Genomic DNA, 20,054 nt, shown 5'->3' on the forward strand with positions numbered 1-20,054 from the left:
CGCTGGTGAGAGTAGGAGTACTCACCCCGACCGGGCGAGGCCTACGCGGGGGACCCCTTCGCGGTGGTGGTCGCGGCCTTCTTCGTGGCCGCCTTGCCCGCCGCCCTCGACGAGGCCGCCTTCTTCGCGGCTGCCTTCTTGCCCGGGGCCTTGGCGGCTGCCTTCTTCGTGGTGGCCTGGCCCGCGGGCGAGTCGGCGTCGCCCCGGCCCGCGGCGGCGGACTTCGTCGCCGCGGCTGCCGCCCGGCGGATGCCCGCGCGCACGGGTCGGTCGATCGGCACGGCGACCTTGGCGTCGAAGGTCTCCGTCGTCTTGGCGATCACGGGGGCGAGGAAGCGACCGGTGTGGGAGGCCTCGCTGGCCGCCACCTCCTCCGGGGTGCCGGTGGCGACGACGGTGCCGCCGCCCGAGCCCCCCTCCGGGCCCATGTCCACGATCCAGTCGGCGTTCTTGATGACGTCGAGGTTGTGCTCGATCACGAGCACGGTGTTGCCCTTGTCGACCAGGCCCTGCAGGACGAGCAGCAGCTTGCGGATGTCCTCGAAGTGCAGCCCGGTCGTGGGCTCGTCGAGGACGTAGATGGTCCGCCCGGTGGAGCGCTTCTGCAGCTCCGCGGCGAGCTTGACCCGCTGGGCCTCACCGCCCGAGAGCGTCGTGGCCGGCTGACCGAGCCGGACGTAGCCCAGCCCCACCTCGACCAGCGTGCTCAGGTGGCGCGAGATGGCGGGGACCGCCTCGAAGAAGGTCGCCGCCTCCTCGATGGGCATGTCCAGGACGTCGGCGATGGTCTTGCCCTTGTAGTGCACCTCGAGGGTCTCGCGGTTGTAGCGCGCCCCGTGGCACACCTCGCAGGGGACGTAGACGTCCGGGAGGAAGTTCATCTCGATCTTGATGGTGCCGTCGCCGTTGCACGCGTCGCAGCGACCGCCCTTGACGTTGAACGAGAACCGACCTGGCTGGTAGCCACGGACCTTGGCCTCCGTGGTCTGCGCGAAGAGCTTGCGCATGTGGTCGAAGACGCCGGTGTAGGTCGCGGGGTTGGACCGGGGGGTGCGGCCGATGGGTGACTGGTCGACGTGGACCACCTTGTCCAGGTGCTCCAGGCCGGTGACGGTGCGGTGGCGACCCGGCACCTGCCGGGCGCCGTTGAGCTTGTTGGCCAGGACGGTGTAGAGGATGTCGTTGACCAGCGTGGACTTCCCGGACCCGGACACCCCGGTCACGGCGACGAGGTTGCCGAGCGGGAAGGTGACGTCCACGCCGGTCAGGTTGTGCTCGGTCGCACCGATGACGGTCAGCTCCCTGCCGGGCTCCTGAGGACGCCGCACCGCGGGCATCGGGATCTCCCGCCGTCCCGCGAGATAGGCGCCGGTGAGCGAGGACTCGCTGGCCAGCAGCTCGGCGACCGGGCCGCTGTGGACGACCTTGCCACCGTGCTCGCCCGCCCCCGGTCCGATGTCGACCACCCAGTCCGCGGCTGCGATGGTGTCCTCGTCATGCTCCACGACGATGAGCGTGTTGCCCAGGTCGCGCAACCGGGTCAGGGTCGAGATGAGCCGGTGGTTGTCCCGCTGGTGCAGGCCGATCGACGGCTCGTCCAGGACATACAGCACGCCCACCAGACCGGACCCGATCTGGGTGGCCAGCCGGATGCGCTGGGCCTCGCCGCCGGACAGGGTGCCGGCCGGACGGTCCAGGGAGAGGTAGTCCAGGCCGACGTCCAGCAGGAAGCCGAGGCGGGCGTGGATCTCCTTGACCACTCGCTCGGCGATCTGCTGCTCGCGCTCGGTGAACTCCACGCCGCGCAGGAAGGACGCGGCGTCGCCGATCGACAGGCCGCACACCTCCGCGATGTTCTTGCCGCCCAGCAGGACCGACAGGACCTCCGGCTTGAGGCGGGCTCCGGCGCAGACCGGGCAGGGGATCTCGCGCATGTAGCCCTCGTAGCGCTCGCGCGACCACTCCGAGTCGGTCTCCGAGTGCCGACGTCGCACGAACGGCAGGACCCCCTCGAAGCCGGTCGAGTAGGACCGCTCCCGCCCCCACCGGTTGCGGTACTTCACGTGCACCTTGTGGTCCTGACCGTGCAGCAGCGCCTCGCGGGCCCGGTCCGGCAGCGAGCGCCACGGCACGTCCAGGCTGAACGACAGGTCCTTGGCCAGTGCCCCGACGACGCGCAGGAAGTAGTCCTGGGAGCCGCTCCCCTGCGCCCAGGGGGCGATCGCCCCGTCGCGGATGCTCAGCTCCTCGTCCGGGATCACCAGGTCGGGGTCGACCTCCAGCTCGGTGCCGATGCCGGAACAGTGGGGGCAGGCGCCGTAGGGAGCGTTGAACGAGAAGGTGCGCGGCTCGATCTCGTCGATGGCGAGCGGGTGGTTGTTGGGGCAGCCCATGCGCTCCGAGAAGCGGCGCTCGCGTGCGACGGGACGCCCGTCCTTGTCGGTGTCGCCCTCCTGGACGTCGACGAGCTCGACGGTGAGGATGCCGCCGGTCAGACCCAGCGCGGTCTCCACGGAGTCGGTGAGCCGCTGCTTGCCGGTGGCGTCCCCGCCCTTGGCCACGAGCCGGTCCACGACCACCTCGATGGTGTGCTTGCGCTGCTTCTCCAGCGTCGGCGGCTCGGTGAGGGAGACGACCTCGCCGTCCACGCGCGCGCGGGAGAAGCCCTTGGTCTGCAGCTCGGCGAAGAGGTCCACGAACTCACCCTTGCGACCCTGCACCACCGGGGCGAGCACCTGGAAGCGGGTGCGGTCGGGGAGCGCGAGCAGCTGGTCCACGATCTGCTGCGGCGTCTGGCGCCCCACCGGCTCCCCGCAGGTCGGGCAGTGCGGCCGGCCGGCGCGGGCGAACAGCAGCCGCAGGTAGTCGTAGACCTCGGTGATGGTGCCCACCGTCGACCGCGGGTTCCGGTTGGTGGACTTCTGGTCGATCGACACCGCCGGCGACAGGCCCTCGATGAAGTCGACGTCGGGCTTGTCCATCTGCCCCAGGAACTGGCGGGCGTAGGCGGACAGGCTCTCGACATACCGCCGCTGTCCCTCGGCGAAGATCGTGTCGAACGCCAGGGAGGACTTGCCCGACCCTGACAGACCGGTGAACACGACCAGCCCGTCGCGCGGCAGGTCCACCGAGATGTCGCGCAGGTTGTGCTCCCGAGCCCCGCCGACCACGAGCCGGTCGTGCTGCGCGCGAGGCTGCGGGGTGCGGTCGGACGAGCGGGACGCGAGGGAGGTGTCAGACACGAGCGTCATCGTAGGGGCGCCTACCGACATACCCCCTGCTGACACTCTGCGTGCCCGGACGGCTGCCGAGAGGCACGAACCGGTGGTCTCGTCTAGGGTCGTCCGTATGACGGACGCCACCTTCGACGCGGATCTCGGCGCGCTGCGCGCCCAGACCGCCCGGCTCCTCGACACCGCGTCCAGCCTGGACGACGAAGCGCTGCGCGGCCCCTCCCTGTGCACCGGGTGGACCCGGGCCCACGTCCTCGCCCACGTCACCCGCAACGCCCGCGCGATGCGCAACCTGGTCGCCACCGTCCAGGGCACGCCGACGCCGATGTATCCCTCCCGGCAGGCTCGCGACGCGGACATCGAGCAGGGCGCCCGCCAGTCCCGGGACGAGCTGCTCGCCGAGCTGCGGACCTCCGCGGAGGAGCTGGACCAGGTCCTGGCCGGGCTGGACGACGCCGCCCGGGCCGCCACGGCGCAGGTCGGCAGCGGCCACACCCTGACGGGCGCGCAGCTGCCCTGGCACCGGTTGCGCGAGGTCGCCTGGCACCACGTGGACCTCGACGCCGGCTACTCCTTCGCCGACGCCCCCGCCGAGCTCGTCGGGAGGTGGTTCGAGGAGGAGGTCGCGGCGCTGCGCGCGGACGCGGACACCCCCTCGATGTGCCTGCGGACGGACGAGCGCGACGTCGTGTCCTTCGGCGACGGACGGCCCACGGTCAGCGCCTCCCGCGCCGGGATGCTCCGGTGGCTCCTGCGCGACCGGGCGGACCAGATCGACGCGCCGGCCCAGGACCGGCTCCCCCGGCTCCGCCCCACCACCCCCAACCCCACCCACGAGGAGGACCCTCAGTGACCTACACCGGTGACGTCGCCCCCGACGGCCCGTCCGACGTCCGCGAGCTGCCCCACCTGACCATCCGCAAGTGTGCGGTGTCGGCGATGCACAACAACGTCTACCTCCTCACGGACAAGGCGACCGGCCGACAGCTGCTCGTCGACGCCGCCGACGACGCCGCCCGGATCGGCCGCCTGGTCCGCGAGGGCACCGGCCGCCTGGACCTGCTGGTGACGACCCACCAGCACTGGGACCACACCCGCGCCCTCAAGGACGTCGTCGCGGACACCGGCGTCCCGACCGCCGCCAGTGCCGTGGACGGCAAGGCCCTGCCGGTGCGCCCCGACCGCGAGCTCGCCCACGGCGACACCATCGAGCTCGGCGAGTCCGTCCTGCGGGTCATCGAGCTGCGCGGCCACACCCCCGGGGGGATCGCGCTCGCCTACGACGACCCCGAGGGGGACTCGCACCTGTTCACCGGAGACAGCCTCTTCCCCGGTGGCGTCGGCAACACCAAGAACCCCGGCCAGTCCTTCCCGCAGCTCATCGACGACGTCGAGGAGCGCATCTTCGGGGAGTACGACGACGCCGACTGGGTCTATCCCGGCCACGGCGGAGACACCACCCTCGGCGCCGAGCGACCCAACCTCGACGAGTGGCGCGCCCGCGGCTGGTGAGGAGGGGCGCCTGCGAGCGGTGGCACCGCTGGCGCTAGGTTGGGCGGGAATCGGTTCATCCTCCGCAGTCCCAGGAAGTGGTTCCATGCGCGCCCTCGTCAAGCCTCACGCCGGCCCCGGTCTCGAGCTGAGGGAGGTGCCGGAGCCCCAGGTCGGGCCCGGCGAGGTCAAGATCCGGGTGCTGCGAGCGGGCCTGTGCGGCACCGACCTGCACCTGGAGCAGTGGGACGACTGGGCGGCGTCGATGGTGCACCCGCCGATGACGATCGGGCACGAGTTCTACGGCGAGATCGTCGACCTCGCCGACGACGTGGTCACCGGCACCGGCTCGGCGAACCTCCAGGTGGGACAGCGCTGCTCGGTCGAAGGACACATCGTCTGCGGGATGTGCCGCAACTGCCGCGCCGGCCGCCGCCACATGTGCCCCAACACCAGCTCCATCGGGGTCAACCGCGACGGCGCCTTCGCCGACTACGTCGTCGTCCCGGCGACCAACGTCTGGGCGCAGCCCGAGGGGATCGACCCCGAGCTGGGCGCGCTGTTCGACCCCTTCGGCAACGCCACCCACACCGCCCTGCAGTTCCCCATGGTCGGCGAGGACGTCCTGATCACCGGCGCCGGTCCGATCGGGGTCATGGCCGCCGCCATCGCCCGGCACGCCGGGGCGCGGCACGTCGTCGTCACCGACATGAGCGACTTCCGCCTCGGACTGGCTCAGGGTGCGGGGGCGACCCGGACCGTCAACGTCGCGCAGGAGGACCTGCGGGAGGTCCAGCGCGAGCTCGGTATGACGGAAGGCTTCGACCTCGGCCTGGAGATGTCCGGCGCCCCTGCCGCCATGCGCCAGCTCATCGACAACTGCACCTTCGGCGCCAAGATCTCGATGCTCGGGCTGCCCAAGGAGGGCTTCCCCGTCGACTGGGGCAAGATCATCACCCACATGCTCACCATCAAGGGCATCTACGGCCGCGAGATGTTCGAGACGTGGTACCACATGAGCTTCATGCTCCAGTCCAGCCCCCAGCTGCGGGACGCCGTCCGCTCGGTCATCACCCACCGGGTCGGCCTCGACGACTGGCCGCAGGCCTGGGCCGCGGCCCGCTCCGGCGAGTGCGGCAAGGTCATCCTCGAGATCGCCGACTGACTGCCCTGCCACCCAAGGAGATCCGCATGTACGCCATCAAGGACGAGCTGACCACCACGCTGCAGGAGATCAAGGACGCCGGGCTGTGGAAGGCCGAGCGCCAGCTCACCAGCCCCCAGTCCGCGCACGTCACCACCGCCACCGCCGACGCGCTGAACTTCTGCGCCAACAACTACCTCGGCCTCGCGGACCGCCCCGAGGTCGAGGAGGCCGCGGCCGCGGCGCTGCGCGAGTGGGGCTTCGGCATGGCCTCGGTGCGGTTCATCTGCGGCACCCAGACCACCCACAAGCAGCTCGAGAAGGCCCTGTCGGACTTCCTGGACACCGACGACACGATCCTGTACTCCTCCTGCTTCGATGCCAACGGCGGGGTCTTCGAGGTGCTCTTCGGCACCGACGACGCCATCATCAGCGACGAGCTCAACCACGCCTCGCTCATCGACGGGATCCGGCTGTCCAAGGCCAAGCGGTACCGCTACAAGAACGCGGACATGGCCGACCTGCGGGCCCAGCTCGAGGCCGCCCGAGAGGCGGGCGCCAAGCGGGTCGTCGTGGTCACCGACGGCGTCTTCTCGATGGACGGCTACCTCGCTCCCCTGCGCGAGATCTGTGACCTGGCGGAGGAGTTCGGCGCCATGGTCATGGTCGACGACTCCCACGCGGTGGGCTTCGTCGGCGACGGCGGTCGCGGCACGCCCGAGCACTTCGGGGTCATGGACCGGGTCGACATCATCTCGGGCACCCTCGGCAAGGCACTGGGTGGCGCCTCCGGCGGCTACATCAGCGCCCACCAGGAGATCGTCGACCTGCTCCGCCAGCGGTCCCGCCCCTACCTGTTCAGCAACGCGGTCGCCCCCTCGGTGGTCGCCGGTTCCCTGAAGGCCCTGGAGATCGCCCGCGACTCCGCCGAGCCCCGCCAGGTGCTGCGCCGCAACGCCGAGCTCTTCCGGCGCCTGATGACCGAGGCCGGCTTCGAGCTGCTCCCGGGCGAGCACGCCATCATCCCCGTGATGTTCCCCGGCGAGGACGGCGCCCGCCAGGCCGGGCAGATCGCCGACGCCATGCTCGAGCGGGGGGTCTACGTCATCCCGTTCAGCTACCCCGTGGTCCCGCAGGGCCGGGCCCGGATCCGGGTCCAGATGTCGGCTGCGCACTCCGAGGACGACGTCCGCGCCTGCGTGGACGCCTTCGTCGCCGCGCGGGAGCAGGTCACCGGCGCCTGACCGAGACCTCGGCTGGCTCGTACCGCCGCCCGCGCCACGCAGGCTCACTCCTCTGGCGGGGGCGGCGGCACGAGCGTGCTCAGCACGGCCTCGCCCACCGCGGCGAGAGCGGGCAGCACGCTCACCGAGTAGTCCTGCTCGTGGCGGCGGTCGTACATGTCCGTCGCCGTCACCGCCACGCAGCGCCAGGACCCGTGCGCCTCGATCAGCGCGACGTCGTGACGCAGCCCCGGCAGGTCGGCCGGCTTGGAGCCCCGGACGACCTGGTCCGGGAGCAGAGCCGTGACGCCGTACGCATGCTGCTGCTCACCCAGCAGCGCCAGCGCGAGCCGGGTCGAGGACTCCCCCACGGCGTGGCCGCTGCGCAGGACCGCGAGCAGGCCTGCCTGGTCCGCGGCGGTGGTGAGGTTGTCCCGGCCGGACTCCGCGGCCGCGGGGTCCATGAGGTCGCGCTGCACGACCGTCTGCGTCAGCCCGAGATCGGTGGCGCAGCGGGTGACCCGCTCGTGGCCGAGGAGCTGGAGCAGCAGGTTGGCCGCGTCGTTGTCGGACAGGGTGATCATGAGCCGCAGCAGCTCGATGACGCTCAGCTCGGTGATCGTGGGGAGCAGGCTGAGCGCCCCGGCGCCACCGACCCGCCGCGCGGGCACCTGCAGCTGCTGGTCCAGGCTCAGGCGGCCCCGGTCCACCTCGTGCAGCGTCGCCAGGAGCACCAGGACCTTGATCAGGCTGGCGGCCGGCACCTGACGGTCGGCATCCCACCCCGCGAGGATCCCCTGCGGACCGACCACCTGGATCGACAACCGCCCCGGCGCGTGACGCACGATGTCCTTGAGGTCCCGCTCGAGCTGACGGGTGGGGTCCATGGTCATGTGAGGCAGTATGACCGCCATGGGACTGCAACGCCGTGCAACACCACTACTACTCGTCGTAACTTCCATCGTCTCGGTCCAGCTCGGCGGGGCTCTGGCCGCCACCCTGGTCCCCGTCCTCGGCGCGCTTCCCACCGTCGCTCTACGGCTCGGCCTCGGCGCCGCCGTCCTCCTGCTGGGCACGCGGCCCCAGGTGCGCGGCCACGACCGTGCGGGATGGCTGGCCGTCGTGGCCTTCGGCGTCGCGCTGGCGCTGATGAACTCCACGTTCTACGCCTGCCTGGCGCGACTGCCGATCGGCGTCGCCGTCACCATCGAGTTCCTGGGCCCGCTGGCCCTCGCCGGCGCACTGTCGCGACGGCTGGTCGACGCCCTGTCCGTCGTCGCCGCGCTCGTCGGCGTCGTCCTCGTCTCGGGCGCGGTGACAGCCCCCTGGGCCGAGCTGGACCACCTGGGCATCGGCCTGGCGCTCGCGGCGGGGGCCTGCTGGGCGGCGTACATCCTGTGCAGCCGGCAGGTCGGCAGGAACTTCCCCGCCGTGGACGGTCTCACCCTGGCGATGCTGGTCGCCGCCACGCTCGTCCTACCCCTCGGCCTGGCCCAGGCCGATCCCGCCGCGCTGACGCCCGGACGATGGGGCGCCGCCCTCGGGATCGCTCTGCTGTCCAGCGTGATCCCCTACTCCCTCGAGCTGCTCGCGCTCCGCGACCTGGACGCCCGCGTCTTCGGGGTGCTCCTGTCGCTGGAGCCGGCCGCGGCCGCGACCGCCGGACTGCTCGTCCTGGGGCAGCGACTCGACCGGCTGCAGATCTCCGGTATGGCGCTGGTCGTCGCCGCCAGCGTGGTCGTCATGAGCGGGCGGTCAGCACCGGAACCGGGGGCGCCGACCTGACCCCCGCCGCGATCCTCAGCCGTCGAGGCCGAGGCGCTCGTCCCGGCGGGACTTCCACAGGCTCGCCACCGTGGTGACCCCAGGATGCCCACGATCACGCCCAGCGACACCGTGATCGGGATCTCCGGCGCCCACCCGATGTGGTGACCGCCGTTGACGAAGGGCAGCGTGTTCTCGTGCATCGCGTGCAGGATGAGCTTGACGCCGATGAAGGCGAGCAGGATCGACAGGCCGATGCCGAGGTAGACGAGCTTCTTGAGCAGGCCGCCGATGAGGAAGTACAGCTGGCGCAGACCCATCAGCGCGAAGATGTTGGCCATCAGCACCAGGAAGGGCTCCTTGGTGAGCCCGAAGATCGCCGGGATCGAGTCCAGGGCGAACAACAGGTCCGTGGTGCCCAGCGCCAGGATCACGAGGAACATCGGCGTGATGACCTTCTTGCCGTCGACCTGGGCGAACATCGCCGGCCCATGCCACTCCTGGGTGGCCGGGAACCGCGATGCCACCCAACGGGTGAAGGCATTGTCCTCGTACTCGTCGTCGTCGCTCTCCCCCTCCAGCGCCAGCTTGACGGCCGTGTAGATCAGGAAGGCGCCGAAGAGGTAGAACACCCACGAGAACTGGTTGATCAGGCCCGCGCCGACGGCGATGAAGATCCCGCGGAGCACGAGGGCGATCATGATGCCCACCATCAGCGCCGTCTGCTGGAGCTTCTCGGGCACCGAGAACTTCGCCATGATGATGAGGAAGACGAACAGGTTGTCGACGGACAGCGAGTACTCCGTCAGCCAGCCGGCGAAGAACTGCAGGCCGTAGGTCGGGCCGGCGAAGAACCACACGCCCAGACCGAAGAGCACCGCCGCGCCGACGAAGAAGGCCAGGTGACGGGTGCACTCCCGCATCGTGGGGGTGTGCGGGGAGCGCACCATGTGGACGACGTCGGCGAGCAGGAAGGCGATGGTGACGGCCAGGGAGGCAACCCAGACCCACAGCGGAACGTTCACGGCAGGGGGACCTTTCGCGGTGCGGGAAGAGACCGGAGCTCGCGCCGGGGCCGGGCTCCGCGCGTGCTGGAGGTCTCTCCCGCCCGAGGCGGACCGGCGCCCCGGGAGCGCCGACCAGGTCGGCCCTCCGTGATGACGAGGCCACCGCGTGGGGATACTCCCCTCCGTGATGAGGCCCAGTGTCCCACACAGGCACCCGGTTCAGGCCCCTGAGGTCCCGCCGTCACGACCGCCGCGGACCCCGTCAGCGAGTGGCCTCCGTCATCTGCCGCAGCTCCTTCTTGAGGTCACCGAGCTCGTCGCGCAGCCGGGCCGCCAGCTCGAAGTGGAGCTCGGTCGCGGCCTGGTGCATCTGCTGGGTGACCTCCTGGATGAGCTCGGCCAGCTCGGCGGCCGGCATCGACCGAGCCTGGTCGAGCAGTGCGCCCTTGTCGGCGCCGGCCGCCGCAGCTGCGCCCCGCCCCTTGGCCTTGCCCCGCGACTGACCACGAGCGCTGCCCAGCAGGGCCTCGGTGTCCGCCTCCTCCTTGGCGATCAGGTCGGTGATGTCGGCGATGCGCTTGCGCAGCGGCTGCGGGTCGATCCCCCGCTCGGTGTTGTAGGCGACCTGCCGCTCCCGGCGGCGGTTGGTCTCCTCGATCGCCTCCTGCATCGAGGGGGTGATCGTGTCGGCATACATGTGGACCTGGCCGGACACATGGCGCGCCGCACGTCCGATGGTCTGGATCAGCGACCGCGTCGACCGCAGGAAACCCTCCTTGTCGGCGTCCAGGATGCTCACCAGCGACACCTCGGGCAGGTCGAGGCCCTCGCGCAGCAGGTTGATGCCGACGAGCACGTCGTACTCCCCCATCCGCAGCTCGCGCAGGAGCTCCACGCGGCGGAGGGTGTCGACCTCGGAGTGCAGGTAACGCACCCGCACGCCCTTGTCGAGGAGGTAGTCGGTGAGGTCCTCCGCCATCTTCTTGGTCAGCGTGGTGACCAGGACGCGCTCGTCCTTCGCGGTGCGCTCGCGGATCTCGTGGAGCAGGTCGTCGATCTGCCCCTTGGTGGGCTTGAGCACGATCTCGGGGTCGATCAGACCGGTCGGGCGGATGATCTGCTCCACCACGCCGTCGGACTTGGCGAGCTCGTACGCCCCCGGCGTGGCGGACAGGTAGACCGTCTGGCCGATGCGCTCGAGGAACTCCTCCCACTTGAGCGGGCGGTTGTCCATGGCGCTCGGCAGCCGGAAGCCGTGGTCGACGAGCTGCCGCTTGCGCGACATGTCACCTTCGTACATCGCGCCGATCTGCGGGACCGTCACGTGGGACTCGTCGATGACCAGGAGGAAGTCCTCGGGGAAGTAGTCCAGCAGCGTGTTGGGCGCCGTCCCCGGGGCGCGACCGTCGATGTGCATCGAGTAGTTCTCGATGCCGGAGCAGGTGCCGACCTGACGCATCATCTCGATATCGTAGGTGGTGCGCATGCGCAGGCGCTGGGCTTCCAGCAGCTTGCCCTGCTGCTCGAAGGTCCGCAGCTGCTCCTCCAGCTCGCGCTCGATCCCGGTGATGGCCCGCTCCATCCGCTCCTCGCCGGCCACGTAGTGCGTGGCCGGGAAGACGTACATCTCCTGCTCCTCGCGCACGACCTCGCCGGTCAGCGGGTGCAGGGTGTAGATCCGCTCGATCTCGTCACCGAAGAACTCGATGCGGATGGCGAGCTCTTCGTACTGCGGGATGATCTCGACCGTGTCGCCGCGCACCCGGAAGGTGCCGCGGGTGAAGGCCAGGTCGTTGCGCGTGTACTGCATCGTGACGAACCGGCGCAGCAGCTCGTCGCGCTCGATCTCCTGCCCGACCTTGAGCCGCACCATGCGGTCGACGTACTCCTGCGGGGTGCCCAGGCCGTAGATGCAGGACACCGACGCGACCACCACGGTGTCCCGCCGCGTCAGCAGCGAGTTCGTCGCGCTGTGCCGCAGCCGCTCGACCTCCTCGTTGATGGACGAGTCCTTCTCGATGTAGGTGTCCGTCTGCGCGATGTAGGCCTCGGGCTGGTAGTAGTCGTAGTAGCTCACGAAGTACTCGACCGCGTTGTTGGGCAGCAGGTCCCGGAACTCGCTCGCCAGCTGCGCCGCCAGCGTCTTGTTGGGCGCCATCAGCAGGGTCGGGCGCTGCACCTGCTCGATCAGCCAGGCCGTGGTCGCCGACTTGCCGGTGCCCGTGGCGCCCAGCAGCACGATGTCCTGCTCGCCCGCCTCGATGCGCCGCGCCAGCTCGGCGATCGCCGTGGGCTGGTCCCCGCTCGGGGAGAACTCGGACACCACGTCGAAGGGTGCCACCCGGCGCTGGATGTCGGTGGTCGGTCGCATGGACCCAGCCTAGGACCGACCACCGACATACCCCTGCCGGCGCAGGACGGGACTCAGGAGTGCCAGGAGGTGCGCTGGGCCCAGGCCTGCATGCGCGGCCACACGGCGTTGAACCACGGCTCCTTGGCCACGGCATAGGCGTCGGTGGTCTCGCACGAGCCCGCGAGGCGGCGCTTCTCGGCGAGGTAGTCCTCCCGCGCCGTCGCGTCGCCGCGCAACCAGTCGCGGTAGAGCAGGGCGTACTGCCAGCCCGCGCCCTCGGTCTCCCGGACGTGCACGTGGACGATGCGGCCAGGATCACAGGTCCCGTGGAACCGCTTCACCCACATCGAGGGGTCCGGCACCTCGTCCTTGACCTGGTCCATCGTGTTGCCCGTCGACCGAGGGAAGCCCAGGGCCTCCATCCGCTCCAGGAACTCCGGCGCGTCCGCGTCGCGCAGGTCGGCCACGCCGATCTGCAGGTCCACGACGTCCTTGCCGGCCAGACCGGGCACCGCCGTGGAGCCGATGTGCTCGATCTCCGGCGCCAGCGCACCCATCCCGTGGCTGATCCGCTCGATCAGCCGCTGGGCCTGCTCCGGCCAGGTGTCGTCGTAGTCCACGAGGGTCGGCACGTCGGCGCGGCGAGCCCGGGTGCGCGTGCGCAGGTTATCGGCGTAAGGCTGGATCCGGTCCCGCCACAGCCGGTCCACCTGGTCGGTCAGCTCCTGCGTGGAGCCGGAGTTGTCCAGGAGCACGTCCGCGGCTACCCGCCGCTGCTCGTCCGTGGCCTGGTGCGCCATCCGGGCCCGGGCCTCGCCCACGGTCATCCCCCGCTGCTCGACGAGGCGCCCCACCCTGGTCTCGGCGGGGGTGTCCACCACCAGGACCAGGTGGTATGCCGGACCGAGGTGCTTCTCGACCAGGAGCGGCACGTCGTGCACCACGATCGCGTCAGGACCCGCCTGCCCCATCAGCGCCTCGGTGCGCGCCGCGATCAGGGGGTGGGTGATCGCCTCGAGGTCCCGGCGGGCCCGCTCGTCGTCGAAGACCACGGCCCCCAGCGCGGCCCGGTCCAGGGTGCCGTCCGCACGCACCACCGCCGCACCGAAGCGGTCCGCCACCGCCTGCAGCCCGGGACTGCCCGGCGCGACCACCTCGCGGGCGACCAGGTCCGCGTCGACCACCGCGGCGCCCAGCTCGGTGAGCCGCCGCGACACGGTGGACTTGCCCGAGCCGATGCCTCCAGTCAGACCGATGCGCAACATGGCCTGAGGCTACCCCCAGGTCGCTCAGCGCGCCTGACGCCCCCGGACCAGGAAGGCCTCGGCGATCTCCTGCCGATCGGCCCCGGTGGCGAGGAGCACCCACAGCAGCAGCCTGGCCTTGAGCGGGTTGAGGCTGCCGGCCATGACCGCGCCCCGGCGGATCAGGTCGGACTCCGAGCCGGGGTAGCCGTAGAGCCGCGTGGTCGTCCGCCCGCCGCCGCTGCGGGTGCCCACCACCACGGGGATCCGACGGGCCGCCCGCTCCACCACGTCGGCGGCCTCCTGGGAGACGTGGCCCGAGCCGGCGCCCGCGACCACCACGGCGTCGTAGCCGTCCTCCAGGGCCAGCTGCAGCATCCGGCCGTCGTCGTCGACGAAGGCCTCCAGCAGGGCCACCCGCACGTCTCGGCGCTCCGGTGTCGGGAGGGCCGGCGGCCGGGTCTCGGCCGGGAGGTAGTCCAGGAGCAGCCGCCCCTCCTCCACCCGCCCCACGGGCGCGCCGTACGGGCTGTCGAACGGCGCCAGGGCGGTCGCGTGGGTCTTGGTCACCCGGTCTCCGAGGTGCACCTCGTCGTCCATGACGACGAGCGCGCCCAGCCCCCGGGCACCGGGCGACGCGGCGACGATGGCGGCCGCCACGATGTTGGCCGGTCCGTCGGCGCCCGGCTCCTGCGCGGACCGCATCGCCCCGGTCAGGACCAGGGGTGCCTCGTGGCGCCACAGCAGGTCCAGGAAGTAGACCGACTCCTCCATGGTGTCGGTGCCGTGGGTCAGCACCACCCCGGCCGCGCCCGCCCGGACCTGCTCGTCCGCCCACTCCAGCGCCGCCAGCAGGTGGTCGAAGGTGATCGACGGCGACCCCACGTTGCAGATCGTGTGGGTGCGGATCCGGGCGATCTCCTCCAGCCGCGGGACGGCGGCCACGAGGTCGTCCGCGGTCAGCCCGGGTGCCACGGGCTCCCCCGGCGCCGCGGGACGCATGGCGATGGTGCCCCCGAGGGCACCGATGGCGACGACGGGCAGCGCGGGCACGACGACCTCCTGACGGACCGGGTTGTGGTGCGGGAACGCTATCCGACGGCCCGGTCGAGCCCGAGGGCGCGGTCCGGGTAGTCGGTGACCACACCGTCCACGCCGGCAGCGACCACGGCCCGCAGGTGCTCGGGATGGTTGACGGTCCACGGCACCACGGCCAGGCCCTGGGCGTGGGCGGCCTGGACCAGCCCCCGGGTGAGGTAGAGCTCGGCGTCCGGGGTCGGGTCCTCCGCCCTGGCGTAGTGGGGTGCCAGCATGTGCGCGCCGGCCTCGCGGGCCGCCGACACCACGTCCTCGCCATACCTCGCGGGGTCGACCTGGCCCGTCCACGGGCTCCCGGGCACGCACGTCTCGCCCTGCACGAGCAGGGCCGACCGGGTCAGCTCCGGGTCGAGCTGCCGGGCGAGGTCCAGCACGGCCCAGTCGAAGGAGTGGATGATGGCGTGCTCCGCCACCCCCGCCCGCCGGATCGCCAGGATCGTCGCGCGGACCAGCTCCTCGCGGCGGGCCGTCATCCGCTCGTCGCGGGCGTCGACCTTGACCTCGACCGTGAACCACAGCCGCGGATAGGCCCCGCCGACGGTCAGCAGCAGGTCCTCCAGGGTGCTGATCCGGGAACCCGGGACGGCCTCCTGGTCCGGGAAACACACCAGGGTGCGCGAGCCCACGTCGATGCCCTGCAGCTCCTCAAGCTCGAGCTCGTCGACCCGACGGCCGACGAGCTCGGCGGAGCCGGACACCTTGTCGGCGAGGAGTACCGGGTCGTGCCACACGACGGGCACGCCGTCCGCGGTGAGCAGGACGTCGAGCTCCACCGACCGGCAGCCCAGGGACCCGGCCAGCAGGAAGCCCTCGACGACGCTCTCGACCATGAGCCCGCGTGCGCCGCGGTGCCCCTGGACGTCCAGGCCCGGCGAGTCCCAGGGGCCCCGGGCGAGCGGCTGCCAGTCGCGGTCGCTCATGGCCGGGTCAACGCTCCCCGAGGGCCAGGCCGGTCTCGGCGTCGAAGAAGTACGCCTCCCCCGGCTGGGCCGTGACGTGGAGGACCTCACCGGGCTGCGCCCGGACCCCGCGCTCCAGCCGTATGGCGACCCGCGGTGCCTCCTCGTCCGCACCGGGCCCGGTCTGGGGGCGGCCGTAGACGAAGGACTCGCTGCCCAGGGCCTCGACGAGCTCGACCGCGACGGGGAGGGCGTGGGTGCGGTCCTCGCCGGCGAGACGCCAGCCCTCGGGACGCATCCCGACGGTGACCCGGCCGCCGGTGATCCCGGCGGCGGTCTGGCGCGGCAGGGGCACGGGGACGCCGTGCAGGTCGGCCACTCCCTCGCGGACCGGGGCGTCGAGGAGGGTGATCGCGGGCGACCCGATGAAGCTCGCGACGAAGGTGTTGACGGGCCGTTCGTACAGGTCCTCGGGGGACGCCACCTGCTGCAGGATGCCGTCCTTGAGGACGGCGACCCGGTCGCCCATGGTCATGGCCTCGACCTGGTCGTGGGTGACGTAGACCGTGGTGACCCCGAGCCGGCGCTGCAGCGAGGCGATCTGGGAGCGGGTGGACACGCGCAGCTTGGCGTCGAGGTTGGACAGCGGCTCGTCCATGCAGAAGACCTTGGGGCGGCGGACGATCGCACGGCCCATGGCGACGCGCTGGCGCTGACCGCCGGACAGCTTGGCGGGCTTGCGGTCGAGCAGCTCCTCGAGCTGCAGGATCCGGGCGGCCTCCGCGACGCGCTCGGCGGTCACGGCCTTGGAGACGCCGGCGTTGCGCAGGGCGAAGCCCATGTTGTCGGCCACCGTCATGTTGGGATACAGGGCGTAGCTCTGGAACACCATCGCGACGTCGCGGTCGCGGGCGCGGACCCCGGTCATGTCGGCGCCGTCGATCAGGACCCGTCCCTCGTCCACCGGCTCCAGACCGGCCAGCATGCGCAGCGAGGTGGACTTGCCGCAGCCGGAGGGACCGACGAGGACGAGGAACTCGCCGTCGGCGATGTCGAAGGTCAGTGCGTCGACGGCCGGTCGGACGCCGACGTCGTAGATCCGGCTCGCGCCGTCGAAAGCCACGGTGGCCACGGGGTTCTCCTGCAGGTGAAGGGGGGTGCGGGACGGGACCGGCGGGCGGACCCGCCGGTCCCGGTCGGTCGCGGCGCGCGGGACGGTGCCCGCGCGCCGCACGGGGGTCACAGCTTGGACTTGACCTGGGCGTCGATCACGGACTGGGTCTCCTTCTGGAGGCCCTCGAAGATCGACTTCACGTCGCCGCCCTGGGCGATCTGGTCCAGAGCGGTGCCGATGCGCTTGCCGCCACCGGGGACGCCGACGCGGGCGTTGTCCTGGGAGCGGGTGTGCGGCAGCTGCTCCACCGCGGTCTTGGCGTTGGGGTTGCCCTGGAGGTAGGCCTTCTCCTCGGGGACGTCCATGGCGGAGGTGCGGACGGGCATGTAGCCCGTGGCCTGGGTGAAGGTGACCGTGCTCTGCGCGTTGGTCATGAACTCCACGAACTTCGCCGCGGCCTTCTTGCGCTCGGCGGAGATGCCGGCCGGGATGCCGATGCCGGCGCCGCCGGTCGGGCAGGCCTTGATGCCGTCGGGGGCGGGGAGGAAGGCCGTGCCGAGGGTGAACTTGGCGTCCTTCGTGATGCCCTTGAGCGAGCCGGTGGACTCGACCAGCGCGGCGGACATGCCGGAGGCGAAGCTCGTGGCCGGGTCGGCGGAGGCGCGGGCGTACTTCTTGGCGAAGAGCATCTTGAGGTACTCCCCGGCCTTGATGGTGCCCGGGTCGGTAAAGGTGGGGGTCCACTCCTTGGAGTAGCCGCCGCCGTAGCCCCACGCCATGGACTGGAAGTACCAGTCGAGATAGTTCGAGCCGTCGGCCAGGTCGATGGCGACCTTGTCGGACCCGATCACGGGCTGCAGCTTGGCGGCCCAGGCGGCGAACTCGTCCCAGGTCTTGGGGCCGCGGTCGGGCAGGCCGGCCTTCGCCCACAGGTCCTTGTTGTAGTAGAAGAGCGGGGTCGATCGGGAGTACGGCAGCGCGTAGTGCTTGCCCATGAGCGTGTAGTCGGTGTACAGCGACTCGACGTAGTCCGTGGTGGTCAGGCCGGCCTCCTTGACGAGGTCGTCGATCGGCGCCAGCTGCTTGCTGAGCGCGAAGGTGAACCACGTGACGTCGGAGACGACGACCGCGTCCGGCAGGTTGCCGCCGGCGAGGGCGGCGTTGAACTTCTGCGCCACCTCTTCGTAGCTCTTGCCGGCGTCGGTCAGCTTGACCTTGATCCCCGGGTTGGCCTTCTCGAACTGCTCGATGAGCTTCTTCTCGGTGTCCTTGGACTTGCCGGGGTGGTTGCTCCAGAAATCGATGGTGGTGGTGCCACCGGCGCTGCCCGCGGAGGAGCTGCCGGTGCCCGCGCAGCCGGCGAGGGCGACGGCCGCCGTCACGGCGGTGGTCAGGCCGAGGAAGCCCCGGCGGGGGAAGGTCGTCATGAGTAGCTCCTTGGGGGATGGGTCGGCGCTGCTGGGTGCTCGTCGACGATGGGGGAAGGGAAGGGAGGTCCAGCGGTAGTGGGAGGGGTCAGCCCTTGACCGCCCCGGAGGTGAGGCCCTTGATCATGTGCCGCTGCAGGAACAGGAAGAGCACCAGCACGGGCAGGACCGCGAGGACGGTGCCCGCCATCACCGGCCCCCAGTTGTTGAGTCCCTCGTTGTTCTGCAGGAAGGTGAGCCCCACCGGCAGCGGTGCCGTGTGCTCGTCGTCGGACATGAGGAAGGGCCAGAGGTACTCGTTCCACTCGTTGACCACGGTGATCAGCGAGAAGGCCACGAGGGTGGGCCAGGACAGCGGGAGCACGACGCGCCACAACAGCTTCATCGGGCCGGCGCCGTCCATGCGGGCGGCCTCGATGATCTCGGTCGGCAACGACAGGAAGTGGTTGCGCATGAGGAAGGTCCCGAAAGCCACCCCTGCCAGGGGGACGATGATGCCCAGGTAGGTGTTGCGCCAGCCGAGCTGGCTGACCAGGGCGTAGTTGGAGATGACGGTGATCTGGTTGGGCACCATCAGGGCCGCGACCACGAAGAGGAAGACCAGGTTGCGGCCGCGGAAGCGCAGCAGCGACAGGGCATAGGCGCTCAGGACCCCCAGGACGATCTTGGCGACGGACACCGCGGCCGTGATGATCAGCGAGTTGCGCAGGTAGTCCGCGAAGGGGATCTCGGTCACGGCGGCGTGATAGCTCTCCCCCGTCACGGGGCTCGGCCAGTAGATCGCCGGCCGGGTGTAGATGTCGCCGCGCTCCTTCAGGGACGTGATGACGATCCAGAACAGCGGGACCCCGATGACCAGGAACACCAGCAGCATGCCGAGGTAGCCCAGGGCCTTCATGCCCGTGCTCGAGGTGTTGACCCCCGCCGCCTGGCGGGGCCGCCGTGGTGTGCGGGCGGGCCGGTCGGTGGCCAGGTCGGGCGTGCCGACGGCGTGGTCGCTGGTGGTGGCAGGCATCAGACGTGCTCCTTGTCCATGACGCGGACCTGCACGATGGTCACGAGCAGCAGCACGAGAAACATGATCGTGGCGACGGTGGCGCCGTAGCCCGCGCGCTGGTTGACGAAGGTCTCCTGGTAGACCTGGAAGACCAGGGTGGTGGTGCCGGTGCCCACCGGACCCCCGCGGGTCATCACGTTGATGATGTCGAAGACCTGGACGCTGTTGAGGAGCACCGTGATCGACAGGAAGAAGGTCGTGGGGCGCAGCTGCGGCAGGACCACCTTGGTCAGGTGGGTCCAGCGGGAGGCGCCGTCGATCTCCGAGGCCTCGTCCAGGTCCGAGCGCCGGCCCTGGAGCGCAGCGAGGTAGATCACGAAGGTGTAGCCGATGTTCTTCCAGATGTAGGTCACCGTGACCATGAACAACGCCCACGGGGCGTCCTGGTAGAAGTTCGGCGAGGACACCCCGATCCGGGCCAGCAGGTCGCGGACCAGGCCGAAGGTCGGGTCGAAGACGAACTGGAAGGCCACCCCGATCGCCGCCCCGGAGATCACGTACGGCGCGAAGACCAGCGAGCGCACCAGGTTGCGTCCCTTGAGCTGCTGGTCGAGGAGCAGGGCCAGCGCGAGGCCGATGAGCAGCGAGCCGACGACCGTGGAGACGGTGAAGATCAGGGTGTTGCCCACGATGGTCCGGGTGTCCTCCCGACCGAACCACTCGCGGTAGTTGGCCAGACCCACGCCATGGGCGATGGGCGAGGAGATGTTCCAGTCCGTGAACGACAACCTGATGTTGTCGATCAGGGGACGCCAGGTGAAGATCACCAGCAGGAGCAGGTTGGGCAGGAGCAGCGCGGCGGCGAGGAGACCCTCGCGGCCGTCGAGCGCTGCCGGGCGTCGCGAGGCCGGGCGACGCTGCTCGGCGGGGCGGGAGGTGGGGGATGCGGGCACGAGGTCCGACCTTCGCGGCCTCCGGTGAACGGCGTGTGAACCCCATGGATATGTGCGGCGTACCCCGCATGGGTCGGCATGAACCTTGGTCGGGTCATCCCCGGCAC

Annotated in this window: 15 protein-coding genes and 1 pseudogene; 5 read left to right on the forward strand and 11 right to left on the reverse strand. The window is 70.9% G+C overall.

The genetic code is table 11. The features are described from left to right. Nucleotides 1-41: 41 nt before the first annotated feature. On the reverse strand, nucleotides 42-3,251 hold the full coding sequence (uvrA, locus tag MM438_RS08535; RefSeq protein WP_241452049.1) for an excinuclease ABC subunit UvrA: 3,210 nt from the start codon (nucleotides 3,249-3,251) through the stop codon (nucleotides 42-44). A gap of 97 nt (nucleotides 3,252-3,348) precedes the next feature. Here uvrA and MM438_RS08540 point away from each other — a divergent pair, with 97 nt between their 5' ends. The 4 genes from MM438_RS08540 to MM438_RS08555 all read left to right on the forward strand — a co-directional run bounded on the left by MM438_RS08540 (nucleotide 3,349) and on the right by MM438_RS08555 (nucleotide 7,112). Then, complete coding sequence (locus tag MM438_RS08540) at nucleotides 3,349-4,086, forward strand: maleylpyruvate isomerase family mycothiol-dependent enzyme (RefSeq protein WP_241452050.1); 738 nt, start codon at nucleotides 3,349-3,351, stop codon at nucleotides 4,084-4,086. Beyond that, the gene (locus MM438_RS08545; RefSeq protein ID WP_241452051.1) at nucleotides 4,083-4,745 is read left to right on the forward strand and encodes an MBL fold metallo-hydrolase; all 663 of its coding nucleotides are present in this window, start codon (nucleotides 4,083-4,085) and stop codon (nucleotides 4,743-4,745) included. Before MM438_RS08540 ends, MM438_RS08545 begins: the two co-directional genes overlap by 4 nt. 85 nt (nucleotides 4,746-4,830) lie before the next feature. Further along, nucleotides 4,831-5,889, forward strand: a complete 1,059-nt coding sequence (tdh, locus tag MM438_RS08550) for an L-threonine 3-dehydrogenase (protein WP_241452052.1) — start codon at nucleotides 4,831-4,833, stop codon at nucleotides 5,887-5,889. Between the two features lie 26 nt (nucleotides 5,890-5,915). Beyond that, entirely contained in the window at nucleotides 5,916-7,112 is a 1,197-nt protein-coding gene (locus MM438_RS08555; RefSeq protein ID WP_241452053.1) for a glycine C-acetyltransferase, read from the forward strand. Nucleotides 7,113-7,156: 44 nt separating this feature from the next. Here the strand turns inward: MM438_RS08555 and MM438_RS08560 are convergent, their stop codons facing one another. After that, complete coding sequence (locus MM438_RS08560) at nucleotides 7,157-7,984, reverse strand: serine hydrolase (RefSeq protein ID WP_241452054.1); 828 nt, start codon at nucleotides 7,982-7,984, stop codon at nucleotides 7,157-7,159. 19 nt (nucleotides 7,985-8,003) lie between these two features. On the opposite strand from MM438_RS08560, the gene MM438_RS08565 reads away from it, so the two are divergent. After that, a complete protein-coding gene (locus MM438_RS08565; protein ID WP_241452055.1) occupies nucleotides 8,004-8,876 on the forward strand; it encodes an EamA family transporter in 873 nt (290 codons plus the stop codon). 15 nt (nucleotides 8,877-8,891) lie between these two features. Here the strand turns inward: MM438_RS08565 and MM438_RS08570 are convergent. The 9 genes and pseudogenes from MM438_RS08570 to MM438_RS08610 form a co-directional block, all read right to left on the reverse strand. Further along, nucleotides 8,892-9,880: pseudogene (locus MM438_RS08570) on the reverse strand (TerC family protein). 244 nt (nucleotides 9,881-10,124) lie between these two features. Next, nucleotides 10,125-12,233, reverse strand: a complete 2,109-nt coding sequence (gene uvrB / locus MM438_RS08575) for an excinuclease ABC subunit UvrB (protein WP_277627945.1) — start codon at nucleotides 12,231-12,233, stop codon at nucleotides 10,125-10,127. Nucleotides 12,234-12,286: 53 nt separating this feature from the next. Beyond that, nucleotides 12,287-13,480 (reverse strand): dephospho-CoA kinase, encoded by a 1,194-nt coding sequence (coaE, locus tag MM438_RS08580; RefSeq protein ID WP_241452056.1) that lies wholly within the window; start codon nucleotides 13,478-13,480, stop codon nucleotides 12,287-12,289. Between the two features lie 24 nt (nucleotides 13,481-13,504). Further along, on the reverse strand, nucleotides 13,505-14,512 hold the full coding sequence (locus tag MM438_RS08585; RefSeq protein ID WP_241452057.1) for an asparaginase: 1,008 nt from the start codon (nucleotides 14,510-14,512) through the stop codon (nucleotides 13,505-13,507). A 38-nt stretch (nucleotides 14,513-14,550) separates the two neighbouring features. Continuing rightward, on the reverse strand, nucleotides 14,551-15,477 hold the full coding sequence (locus MM438_RS08590; RefSeq protein ID WP_241452058.1) for a glycerophosphodiester phosphodiesterase family protein: 927 nt from the start codon (nucleotides 15,475-15,477) through the stop codon (nucleotides 14,551-14,553). Nucleotides 15,478-15,484: 7 nt separating this feature from the next. Beyond that, nucleotides 15,485-16,588 (reverse strand): ABC transporter ATP-binding protein, encoded by a 1,104-nt coding sequence (locus MM438_RS08595; protein WP_241452059.1) that lies wholly within the window; start codon nucleotides 16,586-16,588, stop codon nucleotides 15,485-15,487. 107 nt (nucleotides 16,589-16,695) lie between these two features. Continuing rightward, nucleotides 16,696-17,997, reverse strand: coding sequence for an ABC transporter substrate-binding protein (locus MM438_RS08600; protein ID WP_241452060.1), 1,302 nt, complete (start codon nucleotides 17,995-17,997; stop codon nucleotides 16,696-16,698). Nucleotides 17,998-18,085: 88 nt separating this feature from the next. Continuing rightward, nucleotides 18,086-19,012, reverse strand: coding sequence for a carbohydrate ABC transporter permease (locus MM438_RS08605; RefSeq protein ID WP_338155532.1), 927 nt, complete (start codon nucleotides 19,010-19,012; stop codon nucleotides 18,086-18,088). Next, nucleotides 19,012-19,947, reverse strand: coding sequence for a carbohydrate ABC transporter permease (locus MM438_RS08610; RefSeq protein WP_241452061.1), 936 nt, complete (start codon nucleotides 19,945-19,947; stop codon nucleotides 19,012-19,014). The genes MM438_RS08605 and MM438_RS08610 overlap by 1 nt, the downstream gene beginning before the upstream one ends. Nucleotides 19,948-20,054 lie beyond the last annotated feature (107 nt).

The sequence above is a fragment of the Arsenicicoccus dermatophilus genome, from assembly GCF_022568795.1.
Taxonomy (GTDB): Bacteria; Actinomycetota; Actinomycetes; order Actinomycetales; family Dermatophilaceae; genus Arsenicicoccus; species Arsenicicoccus dermatophilus.